The following is a 24,357-nucleotide window of genomic DNA, read 5'->3' as shown; positions in this document are numbered from 1 at the left end:
CGCAGCTAAAAAGAGAAGAGAAGGGCTGGAGATTTATTTACGCTTATGTGCCTTAAATGGAAGCGATCGCTTCTTTAGTTATGAACATAAATTCTCAAGTTAGTCATCATGAATACTCAAGAAATTCTCAATCATTTCATCATTGGAATTACAACATTATATGTTATTGTGATGCTCGTTGATTTCGTTGTGGGAATAGTCCATCTGTGGCAGAAATTTACACTCAATATCGAATACCATACCAACAACACAACATCTGAACAATCACACCTTGAATCTAGTGATATTGAGAAATCTCTCAATTTGGAAAATCAATCAACTAACCATATTCCATCAAAACTAGAACCTCAACCAGACAACTTTGTTAGCATTGATGTAGACAAAATTGATTTACGGACAGCCAGAAAAATTGCCACTGCCATAAAAAAAGCTTCAAAATCCAATCCTGACTTAATTATCAAACAAAAAGTCAACAGTAAAAGTGCTCCTTTAGCCTGGTTGCAAGCACAGATTAAGCATCGTTTAGAACTGGCACCAGAAATTGTCACACCCATTATTAAAGAATTGGCTCCTACTGCTTTTACATCTGTTCGAGAGAATATTCAGCATTTTAACATTGCAAAAACAGGTAAGCGTCAAGTCAGTTAATCATATAAAGAGAGGAATATTCGATAGTATTACCTCTCTTTAATAGGTTTTAAAATTTTTGTATAAAACTAATTTTTTTTAAGTTTGTACATATACAAGCTATCGCTTATAGGTGATAAATTTAAATTTTATTTATTATGAAGACTGGCTTAATAAATACTAAGAATACTAGTATTTATACCCCACAATATACTCTTGTTTCCAATCTTTCAACTCTTAATTATGCTCTCCAACCTCTGTTTCAGGCAGAAGTTTTAGCCATAGATTGTGAAACAACAGGACTTGACCCTCTAACTGATTCTATTAGACTGATTCAAATAGCTGCACCAAACCATCCAGTACTGCTAATTGATTTACCAGCTATTCCCAAAAGCGATCGCCAACTGCTCAAAAAACTGCTTTGTAACTCTGCTGTCAAAATTGCTCATAATGCCAAATTCGACTGGCAATTTCTCACACTCGCAGGACTTCAACCCTTTGGTCAATTCTTTGATACCCAACTTGCTTATAAAGTTCTAACCGCAGGATTAAAAACAAGCTCATCCTTACAAAATATAGTTAAAAAGCTACTACACCTTCAACTAGATAAAACTCAACAAATCAGCGATTGGTGTAAACCTCTTACTAAGGTTCAATTGCACTATGCTGCCGTAGATGCTGCCATATTGCTTGACCTTTACCAAATTCTCCTCAACAAGTTAAAACAGGCAAAGTTACTCAAAATTGCCCGACTGGAATTTCAGTGTATGCCTGTTGTAGCTCAAATGGAACTTAACGGAATGCTATTTGACTTGTCCCGATGGCAGATACTGGGTGCAAAACTAGAAGCTGAAAAAACAGATGCTTTAAACCAACTCAAGCAACTCCGTATTGCTAGCTCTCAGATGTCATTGCTGCCAGAACTGACAGATACAGTAAACCCGAATTCACCTCAGCAAGTTTTGGCTGCTCTACAAGCTATTGGTATCAAAATTAACTCAACTAATCAAAGTAAATTAGTTTCTTTAGCTGCACAGTATCCCATAATTCAAGCATTGCTAGATTACCGCCGTCTATCCAAAATTATCGGCACTTTTACCGAGAAACTACCCCAGCATATCCACCCCAAAACTGGGAGAATTCATCCCAACTATTATCAATTAGGAGCAAAATCCGGTAGATTTTCTTGCCGCAAACCACCTCTACAAAATATTCCCCGTGATGAAGCAGCTCGTAGCTGCTTTATTGCTGCCCCTGGCTATAAAATTATCAAAGCCGATTACTCCCAAATAGAACTACGAATTATGGCTCGGCTCAGTGGCGATACAAAGATGTGCCAAGTCTATCGCCAGGGGGCTGACTTACATCGATTAACAGCATCTCTAGTAACTGGAAAATATATCAATGAAGTGACTGAAGAAGACCGCAGACTAGCAAAAGCAATAAACTTTGGATTGATTTTCGGTATGGGCGCTGCCAAACTCCAAATTTACGCCCAAGTAAAATATGGGGTGGCAATGACATTAGAACAAGCAAAAGCTTTCAGAAAACGATTCTTTGAAGCTTATCCTGGAATAGCTAGGTGGCATGAAAACATCAAACGTAAATACATCCAAGGCATTAAGGAAAGTCGTACACTAGCAAACAGACGACGGAGATGGGTAAACAAGCCCCGACTATCAGAGCTATTTAACCATCCAGTACAAGGTTTAAATGCCGACATCAACAAATTAGCTATGGTAAAACTTTCAACGACCTTAGCTAAATTCAGAACAAAACTCATCTGTGTAAGACATGATGAAATTGTACTGGAATGTCCAGAGACTGAAGTTGACCAAGTTAGCCATATATTACACAATTGTATGGTTGCTGCTGCCCAAAAGTTTCTCAGCCCTATTCCAGTTGTTATAGATATTAAAATATCAAATAGCTGGTGAACTATCCCAACTTGCCGAGTCCGACTGAAGTTGGATTTGCAGTCAAGCTATTCTGAGAAGATTAGTCAAAAACTCAATTGCCCTCCTCACAGTATAGCTCGTGCAAAAATGTGGTTAGAGGGCGTTTCGTTTTTGATCCGAAGCACTATCCCCGCCCTATCCCAATACCGTTTAGTTAAGGACATTTATCTGTTGGGGCGGGCTGTTTTTGAGCAGGGGAAGCAGGGGGAGAAAAAAGGCTTATATTTATAGCTATTCCTGAATCGGTATTCTAGCCATTATAAATAACGGAACTATTTTAACTATATCTGCTTACGCAGATTGAGAGTGAATCAAGAGTTTAAAACCCGCTTAATTGGGTTCAGTTTTTGTGTCTATAAACTCTGTGACTGACAAATACCTGATGTAAGAAATGAGTTAAAAAATCTACATATTTGAGGTGTATTAATGTCTAATCCCCGGATTTTAGGGGCAAGAGAAATTCATCTAATTTCACTCTACAGTCACTGGGAATTTGGTATGAAACCAGAAGAATTTTATGCCAAATGGGATGTTAGTTATGAACAAATTGCCTTAATCTGCTGTCGTTCTGATTCTACGGTCAGAGGTTGGTTTAAGCAAGGTAAATTTAGACGCTATCCTCAGCCTAATGATTTACGACATTTGGCATTCATGGACTTTTTGCTGGAACATTTTGAAGAAGTTCCTGAACAACTTTGGCAATTGCTATGTCTGACTCATTCGCCTTGATCTCAATAACATTTCTATTCTACATATAGCAATCCGGTTTGATTACTGAAAGGTTTTTAAAACAAAAACTTTGCTCTGCAAGGTTTTCAGACTCAGTACACTTTCTTTCATTCCAGTCGGAACGCTATATATCTGTCCAATAAATTTAATACACACATAATTGCAATTGTCAATATCAATTTGACCTGTCTTTGAGTATACCTCCTCGTTTAAGGTAAATATTGGCGATTTTAAAGCACATAACATGGTTATTTTACAGCATTTTTAAAAAGTAAAATATGACTTATTCTGAGCAATTAAAACCGTGGTGTATTGTCCGTGATATTCCCAATCAAGAAAATATTGTTGTGAAAAGATTCCGCCGACGTGATGATGCTGTTGCTTATTTGCAAGTCTTGAAGCAGTCAGGCAGAGATATTGCTTTTCAAATCATTTTTAAGGCTCAAAATGTCAAGATGCCACGGGAGAATGAAGCTTTGAACGGTTCATTTTGAGAAGATTTGAAAATCATAAAAATACTAAGTTGCCGGATGATATAATCCCGTATTTTCGTTAAATTCCCACCCCATACCCGATTTATCCTTGCCCTTGCACCATCCCACAAACAGCGGTGGTGGCAGCTTAATCCGCTGCTCGCGTACAGTTTCTACACTTACACCAAGTCTTGCAGCTAAACCTTCTTCTGTTAATGGTTGAATACGGGGAGTAGACCGTTGATAGTATGAATTGTTCTTGTACGATTTATTCTGCCGTTTGGGTTGGTTGTTAAGATAGTTTTGAATTTTGATAATTGCCTCAGCCAACTGTGTCATTCGGGCACACGTCCCCTCCACTTTTTGTTCTAAATCGGCGAGATTATGAATTGCTGTGGTTTGGTTGCTATTAGATTCACTTGAAAACTGTGACTCCAGCTTATCAAGTCGTGAGCAAATAGCTAATATCGTTTCATTCGTCAGACTGGCGTTACTATTGTTACCAGCAACCAAGTACTCCTCAACACTTGCTTTAATCTTAGAGTCCAAGCGTTTATCTAAATTATCGCCACCAATTGCATCAAGGTTATCTATATCATCTAGGTAAAGTTCGATAAATTGGGTCAGCGTGGCTGTTGCCGTCGTCCCTTTCGACTTACAACGGGCAATAAACTGCTCCCACATCTTTTGGTCGCAGTTAAAAGATGCCAGTTTCTTGTTTTTCCCTGTTTGGCTCATGTCTAGGTAATGTCTAGGTAAACCGGGACTGTCCGCGACCGAGTGAGCGCGTCATCCATCTTGATAATTACCTTGACACTATCATTTTGGAGCGCATGAGTGCGATGGCGTACCCGCCCCCTTTCTGATACCGTTGGTGTCCATTAAAGAATTATTTGTCAGTTTTAAATAATTAATGTCCAGACGCTCGATTTTTCCAGCCCTATGCAATTAGACTAATACTTTAGCCTCGTATATTTCAGTTTTAAAGGATTAGTGTCACTTTTACTGATAAATATACTTGTGGTTATCGATCCTCACGAGTGGTGCTAGATGATGAAAGGCCACAATAACATTGGGGTAGGCAGATAGTAAGCGACGATGCTCCGCCCCGCCTAATAGAGCGATCGCTCCCCTGAATAATAGCAAAAGTCAGTAGTCTGTTGAGACAAACATAAGAAAAGGCATTTAATTGTTTAAGTCTTGAGGAGTCAGTTTTCAAAGAAAAGGCATTTAATTGTTTAAGTCTTGAGGAGTCAGTTTTCAAAGAAAAGGCATTTAATTGTTTAAAAGCTTTCAAAGAATTTAAGAGGAGCAAAAAGCGTAGCCTCTTTGATATATAAGCCTTTTAGCCTCTGACACTGCCAGACATTAATTGCTGAAAATTGACAAATAAATCTTTAATGGACAGTTGGCGAATGTAATACATATTTGTATTTGAAAGTATTATGTCAGCTCAAACCTTCAATCTGCGGTTGCAGCTTTTAGTTGTAACACTTTTGTTTATGCGTTTGTAACACTTTCGCCAACAGTATCCCTTTCTTGCAATGGCGTACCCGCCCGCCGGAGGCGATCGCCTCTACCAAAAAGCAGTCAGATTACTACTGTCTGCAACAGTTAGTTAGCCACTGTTGGAGTTGTTCAGGAGTTGTTGGCGCACAATTTGAGCAAAGCCATCGCTTTTGTAGCCAAATCAGGGGGTGACTTCCTGGCTAACGCATCCATTTAGTCAATCATATCTGCTAATAAATTTGTCATCTCTGACTGACCGTGTTTACGGTTATCGTCATACTGGATTAATACATCCAGCTTGGCATGACGGCTGACTTTTTGCGTCTTTCGCACATCTCCTTCTGTTGCTTCTAAAAGAGTTGTAATCCCACTATGGCGGATGCGGTGCGGTGACATTAACTTTTTCACACCAGCTGCATCAAAATAATTGACAACAATTTTGCGGATGCCGTCCCCAGTGAGGCGATGCCCTTTGCTACGGTTATCAAGGGCGATAAATAGGGGTGAGGAAGCGGTGATATTACCCCGGACTTGCAACCAATCACAGATAGCATTAACTGTTGCTACTGACAGTTTTACCCATTCATCATTCGTGCCCTTTCCTTTCCCCAAAATCCGTAATCTGCACTCATGGGGGTCAAAGTCTTTCACGTCTAGTTTGCTGACCTCATCGCGACGCAGTAAATTTTCCCACAACAGCCGCAACAGCGCATAATCTCTTTGACCATGAACAGTTGAGCGCTCAATTAGCTGGACTACACTGTTGATGCTTTGGGCATCCACCCCAGTGGTATCCCGATATGTCTTTACCTTTTCCAACTCCACATTTAAGAGCGTATAGCTGCATACACCCAACTTGCGGGCAAACTTCACCAATGATTTAATGCTGCTGAGGCGACGGTTGACCGTTGCTTCCTTCAACCCAATAGCCAGTAGCTTGGCCTTATATTTCAACACCACTGCCACCGCCCGTTTCTCGGTCAGGTGCAGAAATTCCAACACGCTGTCAACATTTGGCTCAATACCAGTCATCGCCACAAAAAATTTCCGCAAATCTTTCTGGTATTCGCGCCGCGTACTAGGTGCGCGAATATTGGCCAGCATCAAAGCAATGACATCCTGTTCATCCTCTGTTGCGGCAAAATACCGCTCAATTGGGGCTTCAAGAGATTTTTTTAATGACTCTACCGCATCATCAAATCCGGTGTCATCGTTTGCTTTTGGGGATGCACGCCAGGGAGGATATGGAGTATCAGACATAGCATTGGGCGCGAAAATGGTTCTTTTCGATATCAAATCTATTCTCTCTCGATTTGCCCGACTACACTCACTTTGGCGCGATAAATCTTCCACTAAACCTTCACATTCGCAATGTTGCTAAATATACTGCTGTAGCACTAGTGCTATTCGCTTGTTACCCAACACTTGACTATACTACGTTATGTATTTTCGCTGAATTATTATAGATGCAAAAATTAAACCATCCCAGTGGTTGGAATGGTTTAAGGAAATTATCAATTTTTTTTACTGCTCCTTTTGCTTATAGGAGGCGATTAATTGTTGTTGGCGACAATTCGGGCAAACCTTTTAACTTGATAGTTTCGGCGACTTGGTTGTTATTCTGGCATTTTGAATAGATAGAATTGCCCGTTAGCTTGATTTGAGCTTGATGCTATTAGGGTTGCGCTTCCAAGATCCGACCTATACTTCTTGGCGATAGTGCTGGCAACCCCCTGCTCTTTGCTTCTTCAGCAACTTGCATATGGTAATGGTGCTTTGAACGACTGGGTTTTCGGTTCTTGCTCCATTCGCTGATTTCGACAATTTTGCTCGCTTCTGCGCTCTTGCACTTCTTAGGTCTGCCTGCGTTCACACCTAATACATCATTTACCTTTGCGATCGCATCTTCCAAGGTTTCCGATGTTATGGTACTTGATGTCCACTTTTTCTTCCAGTTTGTTACTGTTTGCTTTGCTATACCAAGTTTTTTTACTATATTTTTATGATTTTCCCCACGATTAAGTTCTAGCAGGATGTTTGCTCTCTTGATCATTTCATAGCTGCCGGTGACTGCTATATCCTCTAATACTTGCTTTTCAATAGGATTTAATATTTGAATATGAGGCATTTTAGTATTTACCCCGCTTAAACCTACAATTTTGCCAAATTGAATGAAGCCTGATATACTCTTTTTGTAGCGTTCATTTTTCCTAAAGATTCACTCAAAGCCCTGCTACCAACAGGGCTTTGAGGAAAAAACAAGCCCACCTGTTACTAAAACAGGACGGAACTTTGTTTTGTCAATTAAGTTATCTAGAGCCATCATATCATGAATTTACCCAATTTTACAAATCTATCTAAAGATAGATGCTTTTTTCCAAATGCCAGTGTGTTAAATATCTCTTCAGTCGTATTGGTTTTCAATAGGTTGGGAATAATAGTTTATTGCGCGAGAAAATTCTCTTCCTTGAGTTTTTCTGGTAGTTAATCCTTTGCTATTTACAAGATTTAATTATTTTTTAAAATTGTCACTTTTTCCAAGGGATGAAAGTGCTACAAGTTTTGCTGGTTAAGATTTTTCTGGTTTCTGCTTAGGTTTTTCAAGATTGAACTTATCTTTTTAAACAATTTGTGACCCGGAGTATAAATATGTCTCTTGTGCATAATCCGGCAATTGTATATATTTCTCCTGCGGAGTTGGTTGTTCATCCAAAGCTGATAGAAATATATGGTGAGAATGAGGATCGTCCCGCTTTGGAAAAAAGTATCTCGGAAAAAGGGATTCTTGAATCTTTAAAGGTATCTGCACGTACTGGTGTAAATATCGTCTTGGCAGGTAAGTGTCGCTTGCAGATAGCTCGCCAGTTAGGAATTTCCACTGTGAAAGTGGAATTTGTCGAGTCTGGTTCGCCTGAAGAAGATTTGAAACTAGTGCTTGACTTTAATCTCCACCGCGAAGGCGGGAAGACTCACTACCAGAAATTTCACGAGGGGCAGTACTGGGAGAGCGTACTTCGTCCCCAAGCGAAAGAAAGACAGCGCCAAAGCGCCCGTCGTTTGAATCAATCGAATGATTCAAATTTGAATCATTCGATAAATGAGAGTAAGTTTCAATTAGGAAAGGGCAAGCGAGTGATTCAGGAGGTTTCAGAGAATCTAAGGATAAGTGTTGGTAGTTATCACAAGGGTAAGAAAGTATTTGATTTGATTTCTCAATTACGAGAACTTCAAAAATTCAAGGCAGTTATTGCACTGGAGATGGAATTTAACCGGAGTATTGATGCAGCATACAAGTTTGTTTGCAATCAAGATATCTGTGACCAAGTGATAGACCTGATTGAGGCAGATGAGATAGGTAGTATAGCTGATGGTATTGCTTGGATACGGAATGGCGATCGCAATCCGTTTCGGCGTTTCCAGCTTGACCAAGTATATCAATTTAAGAAGAGACTGCGGCCAGAGTTGGAAATTGTGGGACGAGTTATTGGTATAACTAATGAGTTTGTTGTGTTTGGATTGAGGAATTTAGTAAATATGAGTCTAGAAATTGTGAATCTACGTCCGCAACAGATTGATGCAGAGTTGCAAGATGAACCATCTGCGTCACAGAGGAAAAGAATACTTCACTTAATGCAAAAGTTTAGTGATGTTTTCCCAGTTCAGGTGTCTTTGACAGAGTTGTTAAAACTCCCAAATTTAACTGAGAAAGAGGAGGTTTTATTGCGGATGTATGAGTCTGACGTATTTGAAAAAACTTTGGAGGATTATAAGACTCAAATGAAAGCAATAGAAGTATCTACAAATAGAAAAAAGGATAATATTCGTGCTGCATAGATAGCTGTGAGCAGTTAATCTAGCAGAGAATTTATCCCACAATTTAACGTTACTTAATAGATTAGCATCTCAATACTGATTGCAGTACGAGTTCATTTTTTTTGAGTGCTGAACTCGTATCAAGATATTTGACTGTTTTTTGTTTTTAAACTCGGTGGTGGAGTGTGAGTAATTTCATCTTCACCAGTTGTACTAACAAGAGCCAATGTGGGGTGACACTTGTGGGTGTTACTAGCTTTGCATTGTTATCCCAAAACTAAGAATGTCGATTTAGTGACAACTTCGCTCGAACTGCCTCATTTAAATAATTACCAAAAAAAAGTTGGGTAGTCGCATTGTTGTTGGTGAAGCGTGTTGGACTAAATCTTAGCCTAAGCCTACGTATGTCTAAGCCTAAACAAGTATAAACCTTTGTTTGCTTTCAACCACGAGACGATTACCAGTCGCCTCCAACAAGCGGATAACCAACCGCTTAAATATAAAAATTTCAAATTTAGGCTAACACATTTTGACCAACAGCGAGACTACCTGATGCACAAAAATCATCAGGACAGTCACTCATGTACCAAGAAAATTTCTCTTCAGATGTTGAGAACAAGCCCCAATTAAGCCTTTCACAGCCTTCAAAAAAGAAAATCAAACCCCACCTGCCCGCAGAATCATTGGGCAAACGCTACGTAGAACGTTTTTGGCATCCATTTGGGGCGATAGTTGCCCCTTCTTTAGTAGAAGGTACAAAACCAGCATGGCGCACTATCGACCACTACCTGCAACCCTCGCAACTGTGGAAGCTGCACCAAGATAAGTCAAAATTAGTAGGTCTGCGCTTTGACGACACAACCAGTTACGCCACAATCGATTTAGACTTTTTTGGGGACTACCATAACATTGAATCTATAAATCGCATCAAAGCGGCGCTAGAGAACATCGGCATAGTCGATATCATTATCCTTCAGTCCAGCTTTAGTGGCGGCTATCACCTGATCCTAACCTTTGCATCCCCCCTGCCTACCTTTGCCCTAGCTTGCGCCCTAGAGATTACCTTGAGAAATGCAGGCTTTATTCTGCGCCAAGGACACCTAGAAATTTTCCCCAACACCAAACCATATAGTGCCAAACAAATAACCAACTACAAAGCCATCCGCTGCCCCATGCAACCAGGTAGCGGGTCATTTTTACTTGATGATGACCTACAACCAATTAGCGACTCAGTTTCTATCTTCCTCGATCATTGCGATCGCGCAGCAAGCCGTCAAGATTTAACCAAACTAAAACGGGTAGCGAACAAAGCTAAAAAACAAATTACACAAGAGAGATATCGCAAGCAAGAGTCTGCTGATGTTGCACAGTGGCGTGCCAACTGGGAAGAAATAATTGCGATCGGTTGGACTGGACTTGGACAAACAAATACCCTCCTACAAATCTTTGTAGGCTACGGAATCGTCTTTTTAGACTTAACGGGTGAGGAATTAGTCGAATTTTGCCTCTCCACCGCAATTAACGCCCCTGGCTATAGCCAATATTGCCGACATCAACACGAAATCGAAGCTAGGGTACGGCATTGGGTAGAATGTACAATTCGCAATAAATGGTATAGCGCCTACGTTAGTTATCCCGAACGGCTGTTGGGTACATTCACCAACACATTTGCAGAAGCCATAGCAGGCATTAGAAGCATCCATAAACCCAAAGATAACGTAATCCCATTTGACCGTCGCCAGCAACAGAACTGGGAACGCAGTCAACAAGCCCAACGACGCATCCAGATAGTAGTAAGAGCAATAGAGTGGGATGGTGGCTTACCAGCGGGTGCTACTGAACGGGCGAGAGCGATACGTGCTGAGTATAAGCACCGCTTTAACAAAACTATCTCACAAGAGACACTACAAAAGCACTTACATTTGTGGCATCCCACGCGCTACATTTTAGACCCTTGGGCAGAAAATAGCTCAAACCCTTATCAATCAAGCAATGACGGGCAATTTGATAGTTTTCAAAACTCATTTCCAAAACAAAGTGCTGAAAACCCTTATCAAATGGAAAATTACGGTCATTGTTTTTATATGAAGGTTTTTTGTAAGTGCTTACCTCCTGCTGCTGATGCCCCTATAGGGGAGCAGCCAGCAGCAGGTTTTAAAGAAGTTCCTGAGTTTGAAAGAGAATTGTTTGTACCACAGGTACAACATGAATCTGAGGAAATTAACATTAATTCCGAAGAATTGAATTTATTACAACCAGAAGATTTGTCTTTAACTTCAGGTGTCAGTAATTCTGATAATTCATTAGTTTCTTCAAATATTATACAACCAGCTGAAAACGTTAATGAAAGTAATTCAGATAAGGATTTTAAATACCTTTCTAACCCCAGCGCCTCTGAAAATTACAATAACAAAAACTTATTAATTAATTCTGTCAGTATTCCCCTTACTACGCCTACAGCTGCAATTGTGCCGCCTGAAACGTCACCAAAAGCCGAAATTAGCGAGCAAAGTACACCTTCAGGCGACCTAGCTGAAACTCTCGCTTTGTCAGAACTGAAGAAACTGACTAAGTTGCGACTCCAGGCAGCATCTCACGCCAAGCGTTTAGCTAGAGAGTACTGCCTAATTGCGCGACGCTTAATTGTAGGCAAAGAACGCGAACGTTTGGAACAAAGTGCCAAAATGCAATTCTATCTTGATTCGGGTAACAAAACTCTAATTGCAGAAGCCAACGAGTGGGCAGCTGCCAATCCTGGGTCTCTACCGTTTTCGTTGGAGTTGGCGTTTCAAGAAAGTGAGACGTGATGGCTGAATTTCACAGGTGCTCCACCTCAGATTGAAACTTCCCAAGATAAGCAAAAACGCATTATTACTAGTGCGGGAGTACCAATTGTTACTCTAACTACAACAGACGCTCAAGACAATTTAACAACTGTTGACGCTATTTATCAAACCTAGAAAATTGCCTCGCCAAGACTAAGAATAAAGCTTATGTGCGCTTAAAAAAATTCTTCAGATGGCCTCTTGACTCTCCAGTTCACTGGAGCATTCAAGATGAAATTAGTTAGTTGTTAGTTAACGCCACTTAGTAACTGGAGCAGCCAGATGGAGAATACCACACTCAAACTGCGCGGCATGAGTTGTGCCTCTTGTGCCAGCAGCATTGAAGACGCGATTAATTCTGTCCCCGGTGTCGATGAATGTATTGTGAATTTTGGAGCAGAACAGGCAACAGTTAAATATGACCCTAAAAGAACTGATTTAGAAGCTATTCAAGAAGCAGTAGATGCAGCAGGTTACTCTGCTTACCCACTCCAAGAACAAAACCTGATGGCGGGAGAAGACGATGTGGAGAAAAGACATCGCTTAAGAGAATCCCGCGATTTAATGCGAAAAGTGGCGGTGGGAGGCATCATTAGCACTGTGTTGGTTATAGGTTCACTGCCTATGATGACAGGGTTGCACTTACCCTTTATCCCAGTATGGCTGCATAATCCTTGGGTACAGTTGATACTCACTACCCCAGTACAGTTCTGGTGTGGTTACTCCTTCTACATTAATGGATGGAAAGCTTTAAAACGTCATGCTGCCACAATGGATACCCTAATTGCTTTGGGTACAAGTGCAGCATATTTTTATTCACTATTTCCCACATTATTTCCCAGCTTTTTCATCAATCAGGGGTTAACACCAGATGTGTATTATGAAACTGCTGCTGTCGTCATTACCCTAATTTTGCTAGGCAGACTATTTGAAAATCGTGCTAAAGGACAAACCTCAGAAGCTATCCGTAAGCTAATTGGGTTACAAGCTAAAACAGCGCGTTTGATTCGCAATGGACGAGAAGTAGATGTCCCAATTGAAGAAGTCCAAATTGGAGATGTGATACTGGTTCGTCCTGGCGAGAAAATTCCTGTTGACGGAGAAGTAATTGAGGGAGCATCGACAATTGATGAAGGGATGGTAACAGGGGAAAGCGTGCCTGTCAAAAAGCAACCAGGCGATGAAGTGATTGGAGCTACCATTAACAAAACTGGGAGTTTTAAGTTTCGGGCGACACGAGTCGGAAGTGATACTGTACTGGCGCAGATTGTCCAATTAGTACAGCAAGCACAGGGTTCTAAAGCCCCAATTCAAAGATTAGCAGACCAAGTAACTGGATGGTTTGTACCTGCGGTAATTGCGATCGCTCTACTCACTTTCATCATTTGGTTTAATTTTACAGGTAACGTGACTTTAGCGCTAATCACCACTGTTGGGGTACTAATTATCGCCTGTCCTTGTGCGCTGGGTTTAGCTACACCGACATCTGTAATGGTAGGAACGGGTAAAGGTGCAGAAAATGGCATTTTGATTAAAGGTGCCGAAAGCTTGGAACTGGCGCACAAGATTCAAACAATAGTACTAGATAAAACTGGAACCATCACTCAGGGTAAACCAACAGTCACCGATTTTGTCACCGTCAATGGTACTGCTAATGGTAACGAAATCAGGTTGGTGCAACTTACAGCATCTGTAGAACGCAATTCCGAACATCCATTGGCAGAAGCAGTTGTGAGATACGCCCAATCTCAAGAAGTGACGTTAGCAGATGTCAAGGAGTTTGAAGCTGTAGCAGGTAGTGGTGTGCAAGGTATAGTTTCTAGTCATCTTGTGCAAATTGGTACGCAACGCTGGATGTCAGAATTAGGCATCGACACCCAAGCCTTACAACAAGATAAAGAGCGTTTGGAATATCTAGGCAAAACTGCGATTTGGATTGCAGTTGACGGGCAAATTCAGGGATTAATGGGGATTTCTGATGCCATCAAACCTACCTCCATACAGACAGTTCGCGCTTTGCAAAAACTAGGTTTAGAGGTGGTGATGCTCACAGGAGATAATCGCCGCACCGCCGAAACCATTGCCCGTGAAGTTGGTATCAAGCGTGTTTTGGCTGAAGTTCGCCCCGACCAAAAAGCTGCTACAGTGCAGAAACTACAATCATCAGGAAAGATTGTAGCAATGGTTGGTGATGGTATTAATGATGCACCAGCCCTAGCCCAAGCCGATGTAGGAATGGCAATTGGCACTGGTACAGATGTAGCGATCGCCGCCAGTGACATCACACTCATCTCCGGTGACTTGCAAAGCATTGTCACAGCCATTCAACTCAGCCGCGCTACGATTCGCAACATTCGTCAAAACCTATTCTTCGCCTTCATCTACAACGTTGCTGGCATTCCGATTGCTGCGGGTATTTTGTTCCCCATCTTCGGTTGGTTGCTTAACCCCATCATTGCAGGTGCAGCAATGGCATTTAGTTCGGTTTCAGTGGTTACGAATGCCTTACGTCTGCGTAAATTTCAAGCTAAACCAGTAGCATAAGGAGGTAGCAAATGTTGAGTAAAGTAATTCTTAGCAGTATAGCAAGCTTGGGATTGGCATTCAGTGTTGCCTCAGATAAAGTAGTTGCACAGATGAATCATCAAATGCCAGCTACCGAGCGAACGCATACAACTCAGTTCCGCCGTATTGAGCAACCATTCTGGGTAAAAGGTGCAGTTACAACAGCCGGGTTGGGGTTAATCGGACTAGAAATATGGTGGTTTCTCCTCAGTAAACCAAAGTCCCAAAAAGCCGAAGCCCATGATGGTATTCAAGAAGTTGGCATTACTGTAGATGGAGGCTACGAACCTAGTCGAATTCTAGTCAATGCAGGTCAAAGAGTCCGCCTTAATTTCCTACGCCGTGACCCTAGTAGTTGTCTTGAAGAAATACGCCTACCTGATTTCCATATCGCCAAAAACCTACCACTCAACGAAGTCACACCCATTGAGTTCACATCCGATAAACCAGGTACTTATACCTTCAACTGCGGTATGAATATGTTCCGAGGAGTTATAGAAGTTCAACCTCCTGACTCGACTGCAAAAGCAACCCCAGTAACTACTTCTCAAGCTACTCACCAGATCCAACCAGAGCTTTCTTTGCCTACAGAGTCAGCAATAAAAGCAGTGAAAACACCAAAAGGTACTCAAGAAGCGACTGTTACGGTTGAAAAGGGTTACAAACCGGAACGAGTAATTGTAGAGGCGGGACAACCGGTAAAATTGGACTTCCAACGTCACAATTTGAGCAAGTGTTTTGATAAATTGCTAATACCAGACTTTGACTTAGCCGTTGACCTTGCTCCTAACCAAACCACTTCAGTGGAATTTACTCCTAAGTATCCTGGTGAATATCAGTTCACCTGCGGTATGAAAATGTATCGTGGTGTTGTGGAAGTAAAGCCTGCCACATAATCCAGTAGCAAATAATTAGCAAGATGATCCTGTTCTCACTTGACTCTCCAGCTAGCTGGAGAGTTTAAGATAAGGTAAATAAACTTATTTAACATGAGAGCAGCTAAATATGCTAGTCCAAGAAGAGCCAAAACTCATTGGTAATGTTGCCAAGTCTAGCGGTGTACCTATTAAAACTATTCGCTACTATGAGGAGCTAGGACTACTCAAATCATCAGCAAGAACGGAAGGTGGATTTAGATTATTTAACTCTGATGTTTTGGAGCGACTGCACTTTATTAAACGCGCTCAAAGCTTAGGATTAAGCTTGTCAGAGATTAAGGAATTTTTAAATGTTCATGATGCTGGGGAATTACCTTGTGAGCATATAAAAATTAAACTAGAAGATAAGATGAAAGCTATTGATGAACAAATTCGGCAATTACTTATTTTAAGACAAGAATTATCAGGATTAGTTTCTGGTTGGGAAACAATACCTGAAAATCCTGAAAAAACAATTTGTCCTATTATTGAAAGAAATTAAACAATCAAGCTGTTCATTTAATTTTTTATCAGTATATCAACGCATTAAGCTAAGTTGATATACTGATTTTTTATTGATAGAAATCAATTGATAAAGAAATTAGTTATTTTTTATTTTACCTATTGACTCTCCCGTAAGCTGGAGAGATTAAACTAATTTTAGTTAAGTAGATTAAGTATATCTATTCAACGATTTTCAGAAAATTAGTTTCCCTCATTAAGGAATTTAACACTATGACGCTGCAACTAACGGTTCCCAAACTGGCTTGTTCTGCTTGCGCGAACACTATCACTAAAGCAATTCAATCAATTGATTCTACAGCCACAGTGCAAGCTGATCCAAAAACAAAACTTGTCAGTATAGAAACTCAAGCACCTGAAACTAAAATTAAAGAAGTAATAGCTGCTATCGGCTATCCATCTGTTTAGGTTTTTGAGTTTATTCTACTATCAGTAGTCAGCATTGGATGAACTGCTGATAGTCAAATATTCATTTTAGAAAAGTCCTTCTGCTTTTAGGAGAGATGTGACTTGTATGAGTTTGCTTTTTCTGATTCCACTGACGATTGGTTTAGCAGTTAGTTATCTGTTTAAAAATTCTACTAACGACATGGCAGAATTAACAAGTTTATCTACAGTTACTTGCCTAATTTTCAGTTTAATATTAGCACCTTGGCAACTAAAAGTTGTGGTTCTAATGCTTGCGATATTAACTCCCCAGATTAATTAAGACTTTTGAATAACTTCAATCATTAAAAAATGGAGCAAAATCAATGAATCGATTTCTGAATATAATTGCTATAACTACTACTTTGATACTAATTCAAAGTTGCTCCTTGTTACTTAGAGACGAAGGAAAACCAATATCTGCTGCCACAGATCAGCATGAAGAACATTCTATGGGTGATATAAATCACAGAGAACATTCAACAAGTGGCACAGGTGATGGGAAAAAAGCATTTACCCAGGCAAAACTTAAAGTCCCAAGCATTATTACCCCTAATAAAAATATTCCGATAGTGATTGGCGTTCAAGATTCGGATGGGGAAGCGATCGCCAACTTTGACACTTTCCAAGAAAAGCTCATGCACCTCATTCTTGTCAGTGATGATCTTCAGTTTTTTAGTCATCTTCATCCCACATATAAAGAAAATGGGCAGTTTGAAGTTACAGCCAGTTTTCCGCAAGCAGGCAATTACACATTTTTTAGTGACTACAAACCTGCTGGTCAAACAGAACAAATCTCAGTGTTGAAAACACAAGTTCCTGGAAACAGTATTGCTGCCCCAGGAATTAACCTAAATCGCAGTAAAACGTTCAATGATATTAAAGTCAATCTTGCTGTTTCTGAACCTACTGTGAAAGCGGGTAAAGAAGTCAGTTTAATGTTTAAATTACAAGATGCTTCTAACAATCAACCGCTTACAGACTTGCAGCCATACTTAGGAGAAAAAGGACATTTAGTTATCCTGCGACAGTCAACCTCATTAACAGCAGCAGATTACATTCATGCTCACGCGCTAAAAGATGCTCCTGCTGGACAGGTTCATTTTATGACTAGCTTTCCTCAACCAGGAAAGTATAAGCTCTGGGGTCAGTTTAATCGCAATGGCAAAATCATCACGGCTGATTTTTGGATCGATGCTGTTTAATTTTTAATTTATACGAAGTTGCGATAGATAGTATTATTTAAGGGAAGTAAAATCGGTGTACAGCAATGCCTCGTACTCGGATTAAGATCATTCCTCACCTGGATTATGCAGAATTAACCCAACGCTACCGACGTTGTAGAGAAGTAAAAGAATGCAGGCGAGACATCATTATGTACCCCATTTCTCCATACACTCCTCAACTTAATCCCACTGAGTGTATTTGGCCTTTACGAAGAAGAGCGATTAGCAAACAAGGGTTTGATAACCTTGATGCTCTATAGGCTGTCTTGATTGAACGATGTCAGTGGCTGATGAATAATCCAATGACTGTTAAGGGAGAAGTCGGATTTTCTTGGCTCTGTTCAATATAACAGAATGTAACAATACTATCTTTGGCAACTTCGTATTAGGTAAAAATTTTATTTATAACTAACTACGTAAATTGCGGTATATCAATTTCAATAGAGAGATAGAGCGATGCCTACGGCGGGCTGCGCCTACGCTCCTTAGTGGAGCAACATCCAAAGGTAATTGAACTGTAAAAGTACTACCTTGACCCAATTCGCTTTGTACATTTAATTTACCTTTATGTGCTTGAACAATAGCTTGAACAATGGCTAATCCTAATCCAGAACCACCAGTGCTACGAGAGCGATCGCTACTCACCCGATAAAAGCGATCAAAAATTCGCTTAAGTTCGTATTTCGGGATACCAATGCCTGTATCTTGAACTTTGATTACAGCATAATGGTCGTTGCGGTCTAATAAAACCGTTACTTCCCCTCCTCTAGGTGTGTATTGAATTGCATTGACAATTAAATTAGAAAACAAACGATAAAGCTGGTCAGAATTACCTATGATATTCACGGGTTCATGCACTCGTATTGAAGATGTTAGCTTTACCCCTGCGGCATTTGCCATCGCTTCAAACTCCTCAACTAAATCGCTAACAATATCATTTAGGCAACAAACTTCACGCTGTAACTTTTGGGCTTGTTTATCTAAACGTGCTAACATTAATAAATCAACAACTAAAGCCGTTAGCCGTTGATTCTGACGTTGTATAGTTTGCAAAATATCTCGTGTATCTTCAGAGTCTATTTGCGGCATTAAAAGTGCTGATTCTACCGTTGCACCTGTTGCAGCTAAAGGCGTTCGTAATTCATGTGCGGCATCTGCTGTAAACTGTTGAATTTGTCGATAGGATTGATAAATTGGCTGCATAGCTAATCCTGATAGCCACCAACTAGCAGCAGCAATCATACCCATAGCAACTAGCAGCCCTAATACCAAAATTAGTTTTATACTATCTAAGTAATGATTAAACTCTTCTAGACTTCGCCCTACTTGCATATATCCCCAGTCTTGATGATTTTGGGTATGCAACTCTAGAGTAATTTGATGATAATCTTTGCCTTTGCTGTCTTTGAGAAATTGCCAAGTTTTTTGATTAAAAATGTCAGGTAATCCTTCTGGATAATAACCAGCAGTAGCAATTAATTTTCCAGAAGTATCAAAAAAACGTATATAGTAGCTAGTTTTAGTAACAATACCAAGAAGATGACGTTTAGAATCTGACTGTTGTTGAATACAATTAGTAGCTCCAGTTCCACATTTATCTATATTTGGAAATAACTGATGTGCCAATGGTTCTAAACGTCCAGGTAACTGTAGTTTTAGTTCGATACTGTCGTGCAATGTTCCCGCTACAGACTCGATTTCACTGTCTAAAGCCACCACATGAGCATGGAACACTGCTCGATAAAAACCGAAGGCACATAGGCTTAAAATTAAACCCATAACGATGGCATAATACAGAGCCAACCGAATACGGGTGAGCCGAAACAGCTTATTCTGATTCATTGGTGAAATTAAGACGATATCCCATACCGTGCAAAGTTTCAATTGAGTTAGTACAGTCGCTATTGGTGAGTTTGCGACGTAACAAACGTATTTGCGCCGCCACTACATTGCTACTAGATTCCGCATTAACTTCCCAAATTTGATTGCGAATTTGTTCGGTAGTAACAATCTGGTTGGCGTGCTTCATAAAATATTCCAGTAGTTGGAATTCTTTGTTAGTCAAAGGAATCCTTTCCGGTTCACCCGTAGTATGTTGTCTTACAACTGTGCTGTTGCCATAATCTAGAGTCAAGTTACCAACAGTCAATTGTTGAGGTTGGAAATGCGGAGAGCGACGCTGCAAAGCCCGCAATCGTGCCAGTAGTTCTACCATGCTAAAGGGCTTTACTAGGTAATCGTCAGCACCAGCATCTAGTCCGGCAACTTTATCTTCCATTCTATCTTTAGCAGTTAGCATCAAGATGGGAAGAGGATTACCTTTGTAACGTAGTCTTTTACACAATTCTAAACCAGTAATTCCAGGAAGCATCCAATCGAGAATCGCTACTGTATATTGTGCCGAGCTATTTTCTAAGTAAGCCCATGCTTCAGTACCATCCATTACCCAATCAACTAAGTACTTTTGTTGATTTAAGGTGCGCTTAATAGCAGCCCCCAAATCCGGCTCATCTTCGACTAGCAGCACCCTCATATCAAATTGAATAGTTAAAGGTTCGTTGTAAATTTGTGATGTAAGCATAGTCTGCAATAGGGATACCCCTATAAATAGGTTGACAGAAGTTTATGAAATTAGGATGAAATTCTTAAGAATTAGAATTAAGCTATACAAAACCTAACAGTAACTAGTATCTTAGCGATACATAATCAAAGAGAAAAGACTCAGTAGACCAACTTGCCAAAATAGGGTGTGAACTTAGTTTGAGGAGTTATAGAAACTAAGTTTTGCAAGATATCTATTGAGTCAATAATAATTTTGACACGGAAATATGAAATTAAGATGAAATTTCAATTATCTCAAGGACATTTAGAAAATTTGTTGTCATTAATTAGTTGATATATAAGCGAAGTTAGCATTATACCTCTAACTTTAGTTAGAATTTATAACAATAAATATTGCAACTAATTCTAATTTATACATATATATGCATTGGACATCAAGTTGTTATGTTTATCAAGAAAAACTTCAGAATTCAAAATTCATAATTAGTACATAAATTCTGTACTGCGAGTTAACCAATGGTGAAATGCCACATATGTTTTTCAATTTTGTAGTCTTCAATTTGTGGAAAATTCAGACATATCATTAATTATGACTTCTATTTTGAATCTTTCTTCAAATTATACAACAATGAGAAGTCAATGAGATGACAATAACACATTATGAATACTGAACTTGGGAAATTATTAAAGACAAAATAGAAAATTTCATCTTGATTTCATATTTCTCCTTCAAGATAAAAAATAGGTTGATTCCATAATGGATATCAATATTTTTGTGGACATGACTTAAAGGCTTGCTCAGGTAGTTATCGCTCAGACCTAATTGATATTTACTTTTGGTCAACTTGAAAGAGTTTTAAGTGGTGATTAGCTATACAAGCAATAATCACTACAATTCGTATCGTCAATGAAAGAATGTAGTAACGATACTGCAAATAAAAATCCGCTCCAATGAGCAAGTTCATTCAGCCTTGATAATTCCTACTAGTTTTTGAATTTTTTGGATGTTAAATATGAATCAGCTTGCAAAATCTTCATCATTCGAGAACGTTTCTAACTGTCAATGGAACAATCATAGTAAATGGAAAAAGATTACTGCCGCTGATGTTACCGAGGCAATAGGAAATGTACCGATTGTAAAACTCAAGAATATTTCTCCTGTATGTGTTGTCTCAGAATGTTTCTTGAAGTTAGAGAGCTGTAATCCAGGAGGGTCTATTAAGGAGAAAAATGCAGTCTATCTCGTGACACGTGCAGAGGAGGAAGGGCTTCTTATACCTGGTGGTACGATTATCGAGTCAAGCTCAGGAAATTTCGGCGTTGGTCTGGCTATGGTAGGAGCAGTCCGAGGGTATCGAGTCATTATTGTTGTCGATGCCAAAACTGCGCCACCGTTTAGACGAATGCTGAAAGCTTATGGTGCAGAACTTGTGGATGTACCGCTACATGAGGCAGACGAATCAGGCTCGATGCAGAAGGCAAGAATGAAACGGGCGCGTGAGCTTGCCGCGACCATTCCTCATGCTTGGTATCCATGCCAGCACTTGAATCCTCTGAATACGGAGGCACATTCATACTACACTGCGCGTGAGATTGAAGCTCATTTTTCCTCCGATCTTGATGCTGTCGTTGTTGGTGTTAGCACTGCGGGACAAATAATGGGAATTGCTCGTTATCTTCGACCGCGATTTCCAGAAATACGTATTGTTGGCGTTGATGTTGAGGGTTCAGTCATTATGGGAACCCCAGCAAAACCATACAAGATGACGGGTGTTGGATTATCGTTCTTTCCACCTAATCTAGAGCTTTCGCTGCTTAATCGTGCTTACGTGGTACCAGAGGCGCTTGCTTACTCGGTATGTCATGCACTCGCACGTCGTGAAGGATTGCTTCTTGGTGCATCAACAGGGGCAATTGTAGCTGGTGGCTTGCATCTGGCGCGCTCTCTTGGTGCTAGTGCGCGGATTCTGATGATCAATCCAGACGGAGGGGATAGATACCTTGAAACAGTCTACGACAACCATTGGCTTGACCATCATGGATTTATTGTCAAACAAGGGGAGCATCTTGATGATGCGATCGCCTCACTGACTCCTGTGTATTTTTAGTGGCTTATTATATAGTGCTCAAAAATTTCATGAACACCTCACCCCAGCAGGAACAGGAAGGTAATAAAACAGCCTCCCAACGATCGCTGTTAATGTTACTCGCCCAGTTTATACCTCTTTCCTTGACTGATGTGGCAATGACTCTCGGCGATCCACTTCAGACTGCTGCACTCAGTCGCCTGGCCTTGCCGCAAGAGACATTAGCCGGAGTTGGGGTAGTCAAAGGAGTTGCCGTATTTCTAGAAAGCCCCATTATCATGATTCTTCATGCCTCAACTGCTCTTGGGGGCAACGTCGCATCTCGGCGCGCACTTTGGCAATTTACAGTAATTGCAGGACTTTCTCTCAGTGGCATTTTTCTTTTACTCACTTGGGAGCCTTTGTATAACTGGCTTCTTTTAGACGTATTTGGTGTTAGCCCATTTATTGCAGCGCGAGGGAGAACTGCTTTTCTTTTGATGTTCCTATGGCCTTTTGTAATTGCTTGGCGACGATTCTTTCAGGGACTGCTTATCCGCGCTCAAAAGAGCGTAGCTGTAGGATGGGCAGGTGTAGCGCGATTTACTTGGGTAATTGTGGCGCTGGCAGTAGGAGTCAGTCTTAGAAGTGACGGGGCATTTCTTGCAGGTATCACCATGATGGGAGCCATACTTATTGAAGCAGTACTGGTCACATGGTTTTGTTTGCGTCTTGGGGCTATTTCTATTCTTAAAGGGCAAGTAGATTCTGAAACTAAGAAACTGCCTAAAACCTTTCGAGGAGTCACATTTTACTATATTCCTTTAGCTTCAACAATGCTTATTGTTTGGGGTGCAAGGGCAATACTCCTGAGTCTCATTGCTCGCTCATTCGATGGCAGTCTTGCACTTGCTGTGTGGCCCGCTGCTTGGGGGCTACTTCTTTCGATCGCCAACGGTACACGCATGATTCAACAAGTGGTGATTTCTACTTATGAAGAAACTTCTAGGCGGACACTTGTTGCTTTTGTGGTTCTTGTCGGTTTGGGCTTTACTGTAATACCAATTTTTCTTGGGTTTACGGACAAAGGATTGCTACTACTTGGCCAGTTTTTGGGAAATAATTTATCTCTTGTGGAAGCAGCTCGTCCGGTTGTACAAATACTGTCATTTTTACCCTTGCTCCTGGCATTGCAAAATACGTTTCAAGGACTGCTTATTCACCGAGCAAAAAATTGGTTCATCAACCTTGCAACATTAGTTGCCGCAGCTTTTACCCTGATAGTATGTGCAAGTCTGATTTTTACTAGACATAGCGGAGCTACTTCAGCAGCGTATGGAATGCTTGCAGGTACTGTCAGTGAAATTATAGTGCTTTTTTTCGCACTGCAACGTAAATAAGAGAGTCAAAATACAGGCAGTACTTTTTCCTTGCAGAAGGATAGGAAATTAAAAAATTTCGATTTTTCTGCATTTGTGGTGAAAAGAGATATACTTTGCGATCGCAAAGTATATTGTTTCCTAAGCAACTGAGGTACACCCAAATTTTGTTTACCAAGGTTAATAGCTTTAAAAACGTACCTCACCCGATCTGTAACCGTTATATAAACTACTGCGACGTTGAATAATTTATAAAAGAAAAGGAGTGCGATTGCCTACAGCACTGGCAATCGCACTCCTTTTCTTGCTACTGGATTTGGTAATTTTAAACAGCATTACTTATGGTAGAGTTAACAGGATATACGCTACTAATATCAGTTAAATAAAGAGCCTTAGCACCATATAACTTCTAAAATCTAGTAAATGTGCTTAAAACTATACAAGTTTCATCTTTAGTGAATTTTAATGCATAAGTTTTTATTATGTTGTCTAAAATCAAAGTATTAAAATATTAACAGTTAGAAAAAACTCAATAGACCTCATTGCCACAAATGATTGTAATTTGGTGTGAGCAAAAGTCAGTTAGAGAAGTTCTGGAAACTAACTGCTAGCAAGAAATCTATTAAGTTATCTTTATTGTGACAAATCAGTATGAAATTAAGATGAAATATCAAGCTGCCTCAGAAAATTTAAAATTTATACTTGCCTAAATAATACAACACCCTAATCGAAAGACTAGAGTGTTGTATTTAACACATAC

At 40.2% G+C, this 24,357-nt stretch carries 21 protein-coding genes; 16 read left to right on the top strand and 5 right to left on the bottom strand.

Annotated features, from left to right (window positions below; all coding sequences use genetic code 11):
- Positions 1 to 108: 108 nt before the first annotated feature.
- From U2718_RS17610 to U2718_RS17595, 4 genes are all read left to right on the top strand, one after another.
- Entirely contained in the window at positions 109 to 648 is a 540-nt protein-coding gene (locus U2718_RS17610; protein ID WP_342001497.1) for a hypothetical protein, read from the top strand.
- A 137-nt stretch (positions 649 to 785) separates the two neighbouring features.
- Positions 786 to 2,564 carry a bifunctional 3'-5' exonuclease/DNA polymerase gene (locus U2718_RS17605; RefSeq protein ID WP_342001499.1) on the top strand — a complete coding sequence of 593 codons (1,779 nt, stop codon included), beginning with the start codon at positions 786 to 788 and terminating at the stop codon, positions 2,562 to 2,564.
- Between the two features lie 447 nt (positions 2,565 to 3,011).
- Complete coding sequence (locus tag U2718_RS17600) at positions 3,012 to 3,314, top strand: hypothetical protein (protein ID WP_069069453.1); 303 nt, start codon at positions 3,012 to 3,014, stop codon at positions 3,312 to 3,314.
- A gap of 278 nt (positions 3,315 to 3,592) precedes the next feature.
- On the top strand, positions 3,593 to 3,808 hold the full coding sequence (locus tag U2718_RS17595; RefSeq protein ID WP_342001503.1) for a hypothetical protein: 216 nt from the start codon (positions 3,593 to 3,595) through the stop codon (positions 3,806 to 3,808).
- 24 nt (positions 3,809 to 3,832) lie between these two features.
- On the opposite strand, the gene U2718_RS17590 is transcribed toward U2718_RS17595, so the two are convergent.
- Entirely contained in the window at positions 3,833 to 4,525 is a 693-nt protein-coding gene (locus tag U2718_RS17590; protein ID WP_342001505.1) for a hypothetical protein, read from the bottom strand.
- Between the two features lie 801 nt (positions 4,526 to 5,326).
- On the opposite strand from U2718_RS17590, the gene U2718_RS17585 reads away from it, so the two are divergent.
- Positions 5,327 to 5,488 carry a hypothetical protein gene (locus tag U2718_RS17585; protein WP_342001507.1) on the top strand — a complete coding sequence of 54 codons (162 nt, stop codon included), beginning with the start codon at positions 5,327 to 5,329 and terminating at the stop codon, positions 5,486 to 5,488.
- 21 nt (positions 5,489 to 5,509) lie between these two features.
- On the opposite strand, the gene U2718_RS17580 is transcribed toward U2718_RS17585, so the two are convergent.
- The gene (locus tag U2718_RS17580) at positions 5,510 to 6,556 is read right to left on the bottom strand and encodes a tyrosine-type recombinase/integrase (protein WP_342001509.1); all 1,047 of its coding nucleotides are present in this window, start codon (positions 6,554 to 6,556) and stop codon (positions 5,510 to 5,512) included.
- Positions 6,557 to 6,971: 415 nt separating this feature from the next.
- A complete protein-coding gene (locus U2718_RS17575) occupies positions 6,972 to 7,424 on the bottom strand; it encodes a helix-turn-helix domain-containing protein (protein WP_342001513.1) in 453 nt (150 codons plus the stop codon).
- 521 nt (positions 7,425 to 7,945) lie between these two features.
- Between U2718_RS17575 and U2718_RS17570 the strand changes: the two genes are divergently transcribed.
- The 9 genes from U2718_RS17570 (at position 7,946) to U2718_RS17530 (ending at position 17,850) form a co-directional block, all read left to right on the top strand.
- Positions 7,946 to 9,130: a hypothetical protein gene (locus tag U2718_RS17570; RefSeq protein ID WP_342001515.1), complete on the top strand. Its 1,185-nt coding sequence runs from the start codon at positions 7,946 to 7,948 to the stop codon at positions 9,128 to 9,130.
- 560 nt (positions 9,131 to 9,690) lie between these two features.
- Positions 9,691 to 11,916 carry a hypothetical protein gene (locus tag U2718_RS17565; RefSeq protein WP_342001517.1) on the top strand — a complete coding sequence of 742 codons (2,226 nt, stop codon included), beginning with the start codon at positions 9,691 to 9,693 and terminating at the stop codon, positions 11,914 to 11,916.
- A 300-nt stretch (positions 11,917 to 12,216) separates the two neighbouring features.
- Entirely contained in the window at positions 12,217 to 14,478 is a 2,262-nt protein-coding gene (locus tag U2718_RS17560) for a heavy metal translocating P-type ATPase (RefSeq protein ID WP_342001519.1), read from the top strand.
- Between the two features lie 11 nt (positions 14,479 to 14,489).
- Positions 14,490 to 15,395 carry a cupredoxin domain-containing protein gene (locus U2718_RS17555; protein ID WP_342001521.1) on the top strand — a complete coding sequence of 302 codons (906 nt, stop codon included), beginning with the start codon at positions 14,490 to 14,492 and terminating at the stop codon, positions 15,393 to 15,395.
- A gap of 109 nt (positions 15,396 to 15,504) precedes the next feature.
- Positions 15,505 to 15,918, top strand: coding sequence for a heavy metal-responsive transcriptional regulator (locus U2718_RS17550; RefSeq protein WP_342001523.1), 414 nt, complete (start codon positions 15,505 to 15,507; stop codon positions 15,916 to 15,918).
- Positions 15,919 to 16,151: 233 nt separating this feature from the next.
- On the top strand, positions 16,152 to 16,346 hold the full coding sequence (locus U2718_RS17545; RefSeq protein WP_010993966.1) for a heavy-metal-associated domain-containing protein: 195 nt from the start codon (positions 16,152 to 16,154) through the stop codon (positions 16,344 to 16,346).
- Positions 16,347 to 16,452: 106 nt separating this feature from the next.
- Positions 16,453 to 16,647: a hypothetical protein gene (locus tag U2718_RS17540; RefSeq protein WP_342001528.1), complete on the top strand. Its 195-nt coding sequence runs from the start codon at positions 16,453 to 16,455 to the stop codon at positions 16,645 to 16,647.
- 43 nt (positions 16,648 to 16,690) lie between these two features.
- On the top strand, positions 16,691 to 17,569 hold the full coding sequence (locus U2718_RS17535) for a hypothetical protein (protein WP_342001530.1): 879 nt from the start codon (positions 16,691 to 16,693) through the stop codon (positions 17,567 to 17,569).
- 65 nt (positions 17,570 to 17,634) lie between these two features.
- Positions 17,635 to 17,850, top strand: a complete 216-nt coding sequence (locus U2718_RS17530; RefSeq protein ID WP_342001532.1) for a hypothetical protein — start codon at positions 17,635 to 17,637, stop codon at positions 17,848 to 17,850.
- A gap of 148 nt (positions 17,851 to 17,998) precedes the next feature.
- Here the strand turns inward: U2718_RS17530 and rppB are convergent, their stop codons facing one another.
- Both rppB and rppA read right to left on the bottom strand, forming a co-directional pair.
- Positions 17,999 to 19,432: a two-component system sensor histidine kinase RppB gene (rppB, locus tag U2718_RS17525; protein ID WP_342001534.1), complete on the bottom strand. Its 1,434-nt coding sequence runs from the start codon at positions 19,430 to 19,432 to the stop codon at positions 17,999 to 18,001.
- Positions 19,419 to 20,171 (bottom strand): two-component system response regulator RppA, encoded by a 753-nt coding sequence (gene rppA / locus U2718_RS17520; RefSeq protein ID WP_342001537.1) that lies wholly within the window; start codon positions 20,169 to 20,171, stop codon positions 19,419 to 19,421. Before rppA ends, rppB begins: the two co-directional genes overlap by 14 nt.
- A gap of 994 nt (positions 20,172 to 21,165) precedes the next feature.
- Here rppA and U2718_RS17515 point away from each other — a divergent pair.
- Positions 21,166 to 22,260 carry a cysteine synthase family protein gene (locus U2718_RS17515; protein ID WP_342001538.1) on the top strand — a complete coding sequence of 365 codons (1,095 nt, stop codon included), beginning with the start codon at positions 21,166 to 21,168 and terminating at the stop codon, positions 22,258 to 22,260.
- Positions 22,261 to 22,289: 29 nt separating this feature from the next.
- Positions 22,290 to 23,618 (top strand): hypothetical protein, encoded by a 1,329-nt coding sequence (locus U2718_RS17510; protein ID WP_342001540.1) that lies wholly within the window; start codon positions 22,290 to 22,292, stop codon positions 23,616 to 23,618.
- Positions 23,619 to 24,357: the final 739 nt, after the last annotated feature.

The organism is Chlorogloeopsis sp. ULAP02, assembly GCF_038404745.2.
In the GTDB taxonomy this organism is placed as follows: domain Bacteria; phylum Cyanobacteriota; class Cyanobacteriia; order Cyanobacteriales; family Nostocaceae; genus Chlorogloeopsis.
This window is presented reverse-complemented; position numbering and strand designations above follow the sequence as displayed.

What these genes read in the sequence shown, in the direction of transcription:
- U2718_RS17570 (WP_342001515.1), top strand. Translation starts at nt 7,946, where the DNA reads ATGTCTCTTGTGCATAATCCGGCAATTGTATATATTTCTCCTGCGGAG.
- U2718_RS17530 (WP_342001532.1), top strand. Translation starts at nt 17,635, where the DNA reads ATGCCTCGTACTCGGATTAAGATCATTCCTCACCTGGATTATGCAGAA.
- rppB (WP_342001534.1), bottom strand. Translation starts at nt 19,432, where the DNA reads ATGAATCAGAATAAGCTGTTTCGGCTCACCCGTATTCGGTTGGCTCTG.
- U2718_RS17590 (WP_342001505.1), bottom strand. Translation starts at nt 4,525, where the DNA reads ATGAGCCAAACAGGGAAAAACAAGAAACTGGCATCTTTTAACTGCGAC.
- U2718_RS17595 (WP_342001503.1), top strand. Translation starts at nt 3,593, where the DNA reads ATGACTTATTCTGAGCAATTAAAACCGTGGTGTATTGTCCGTGATATT.
- U2718_RS17515 (WP_342001538.1), top strand. Translation starts at nt 21,166, where the DNA reads ATGAATCAGCTTGCAAAATCTTCATCATTCGAGAACGTTTCTAACTGT.
- U2718_RS17600 (WP_069069453.1), top strand. Translation starts at nt 3,012, where the DNA reads ATGTCTAATCCCCGGATTTTAGGGGCAAGAGAAATTCATCTAATTTCA.
- U2718_RS17575 (WP_342001513.1), bottom strand. Translation starts at nt 7,424, where the DNA reads ATGCCTCATATTCAAATATTAAATCCTATTGAAAAGCAAGTATTAGAG.
- U2718_RS17510 (WP_342001540.1), top strand. Translation starts at nt 22,290, where the DNA reads ATGAACACCTCACCCCAGCAGGAACAGGAAGGTAATAAAACAGCCTCC.
- U2718_RS17605 (WP_342001499.1), top strand. Translation starts at nt 786, where the DNA reads ATGAAGACTGGCTTAATAAATACTAAGAATACTAGTATTTATACCCCA.
- U2718_RS17560 (WP_342001519.1), top strand. Translation starts at nt 12,217, where the DNA reads ATGGAGAATACCACACTCAAACTGCGCGGCATGAGTTGTGCCTCTTGT.
- rppA (WP_342001537.1), bottom strand. Translation starts at nt 20,171, where the DNA reads ATGCTTACATCACAAATTTACAACGAACCTTTAACTATTCAATTTGAT.
- U2718_RS17540 (WP_342001528.1), top strand. Translation starts at nt 16,453, where the DNA reads ATGAGTTTGCTTTTTCTGATTCCACTGACGATTGGTTTAGCAGTTAGT.
- U2718_RS17535 (WP_342001530.1), top strand. Translation starts at nt 16,691, where the DNA reads ATGAATCGATTTCTGAATATAATTGCTATAACTACTACTTTGATACTA.
- U2718_RS17545 (WP_010993966.1), top strand. Translation starts at nt 16,152, where the DNA reads ATGACGCTGCAACTAACGGTTCCCAAACTGGCTTGTTCTGCTTGCGCG.
- U2718_RS17555 (WP_342001521.1), top strand. Translation starts at nt 14,490, where the DNA reads ATGTTGAGTAAAGTAATTCTTAGCAGTATAGCAAGCTTGGGATTGGCA.
- U2718_RS17580 (WP_342001509.1), bottom strand. Translation starts at nt 6,556, where the DNA reads ATGTCTGATACTCCATATCCTCCCTGGCGTGCATCCCCAAAAGCAAAC.
- U2718_RS17565 (WP_342001517.1), top strand. Translation starts at nt 9,691, where the DNA reads ATGTACCAAGAAAATTTCTCTTCAGATGTTGAGAACAAGCCCCAATTA.
- U2718_RS17610 (WP_342001497.1), top strand. Translation starts at nt 109, where the DNA reads ATGAATACTCAAGAAATTCTCAATCATTTCATCATTGGAATTACAACA.
- U2718_RS17550 (WP_342001523.1), top strand. Translation starts at nt 15,505, where the DNA reads ATGCTAGTCCAAGAAGAGCCAAAACTCATTGGTAATGTTGCCAAGTCT.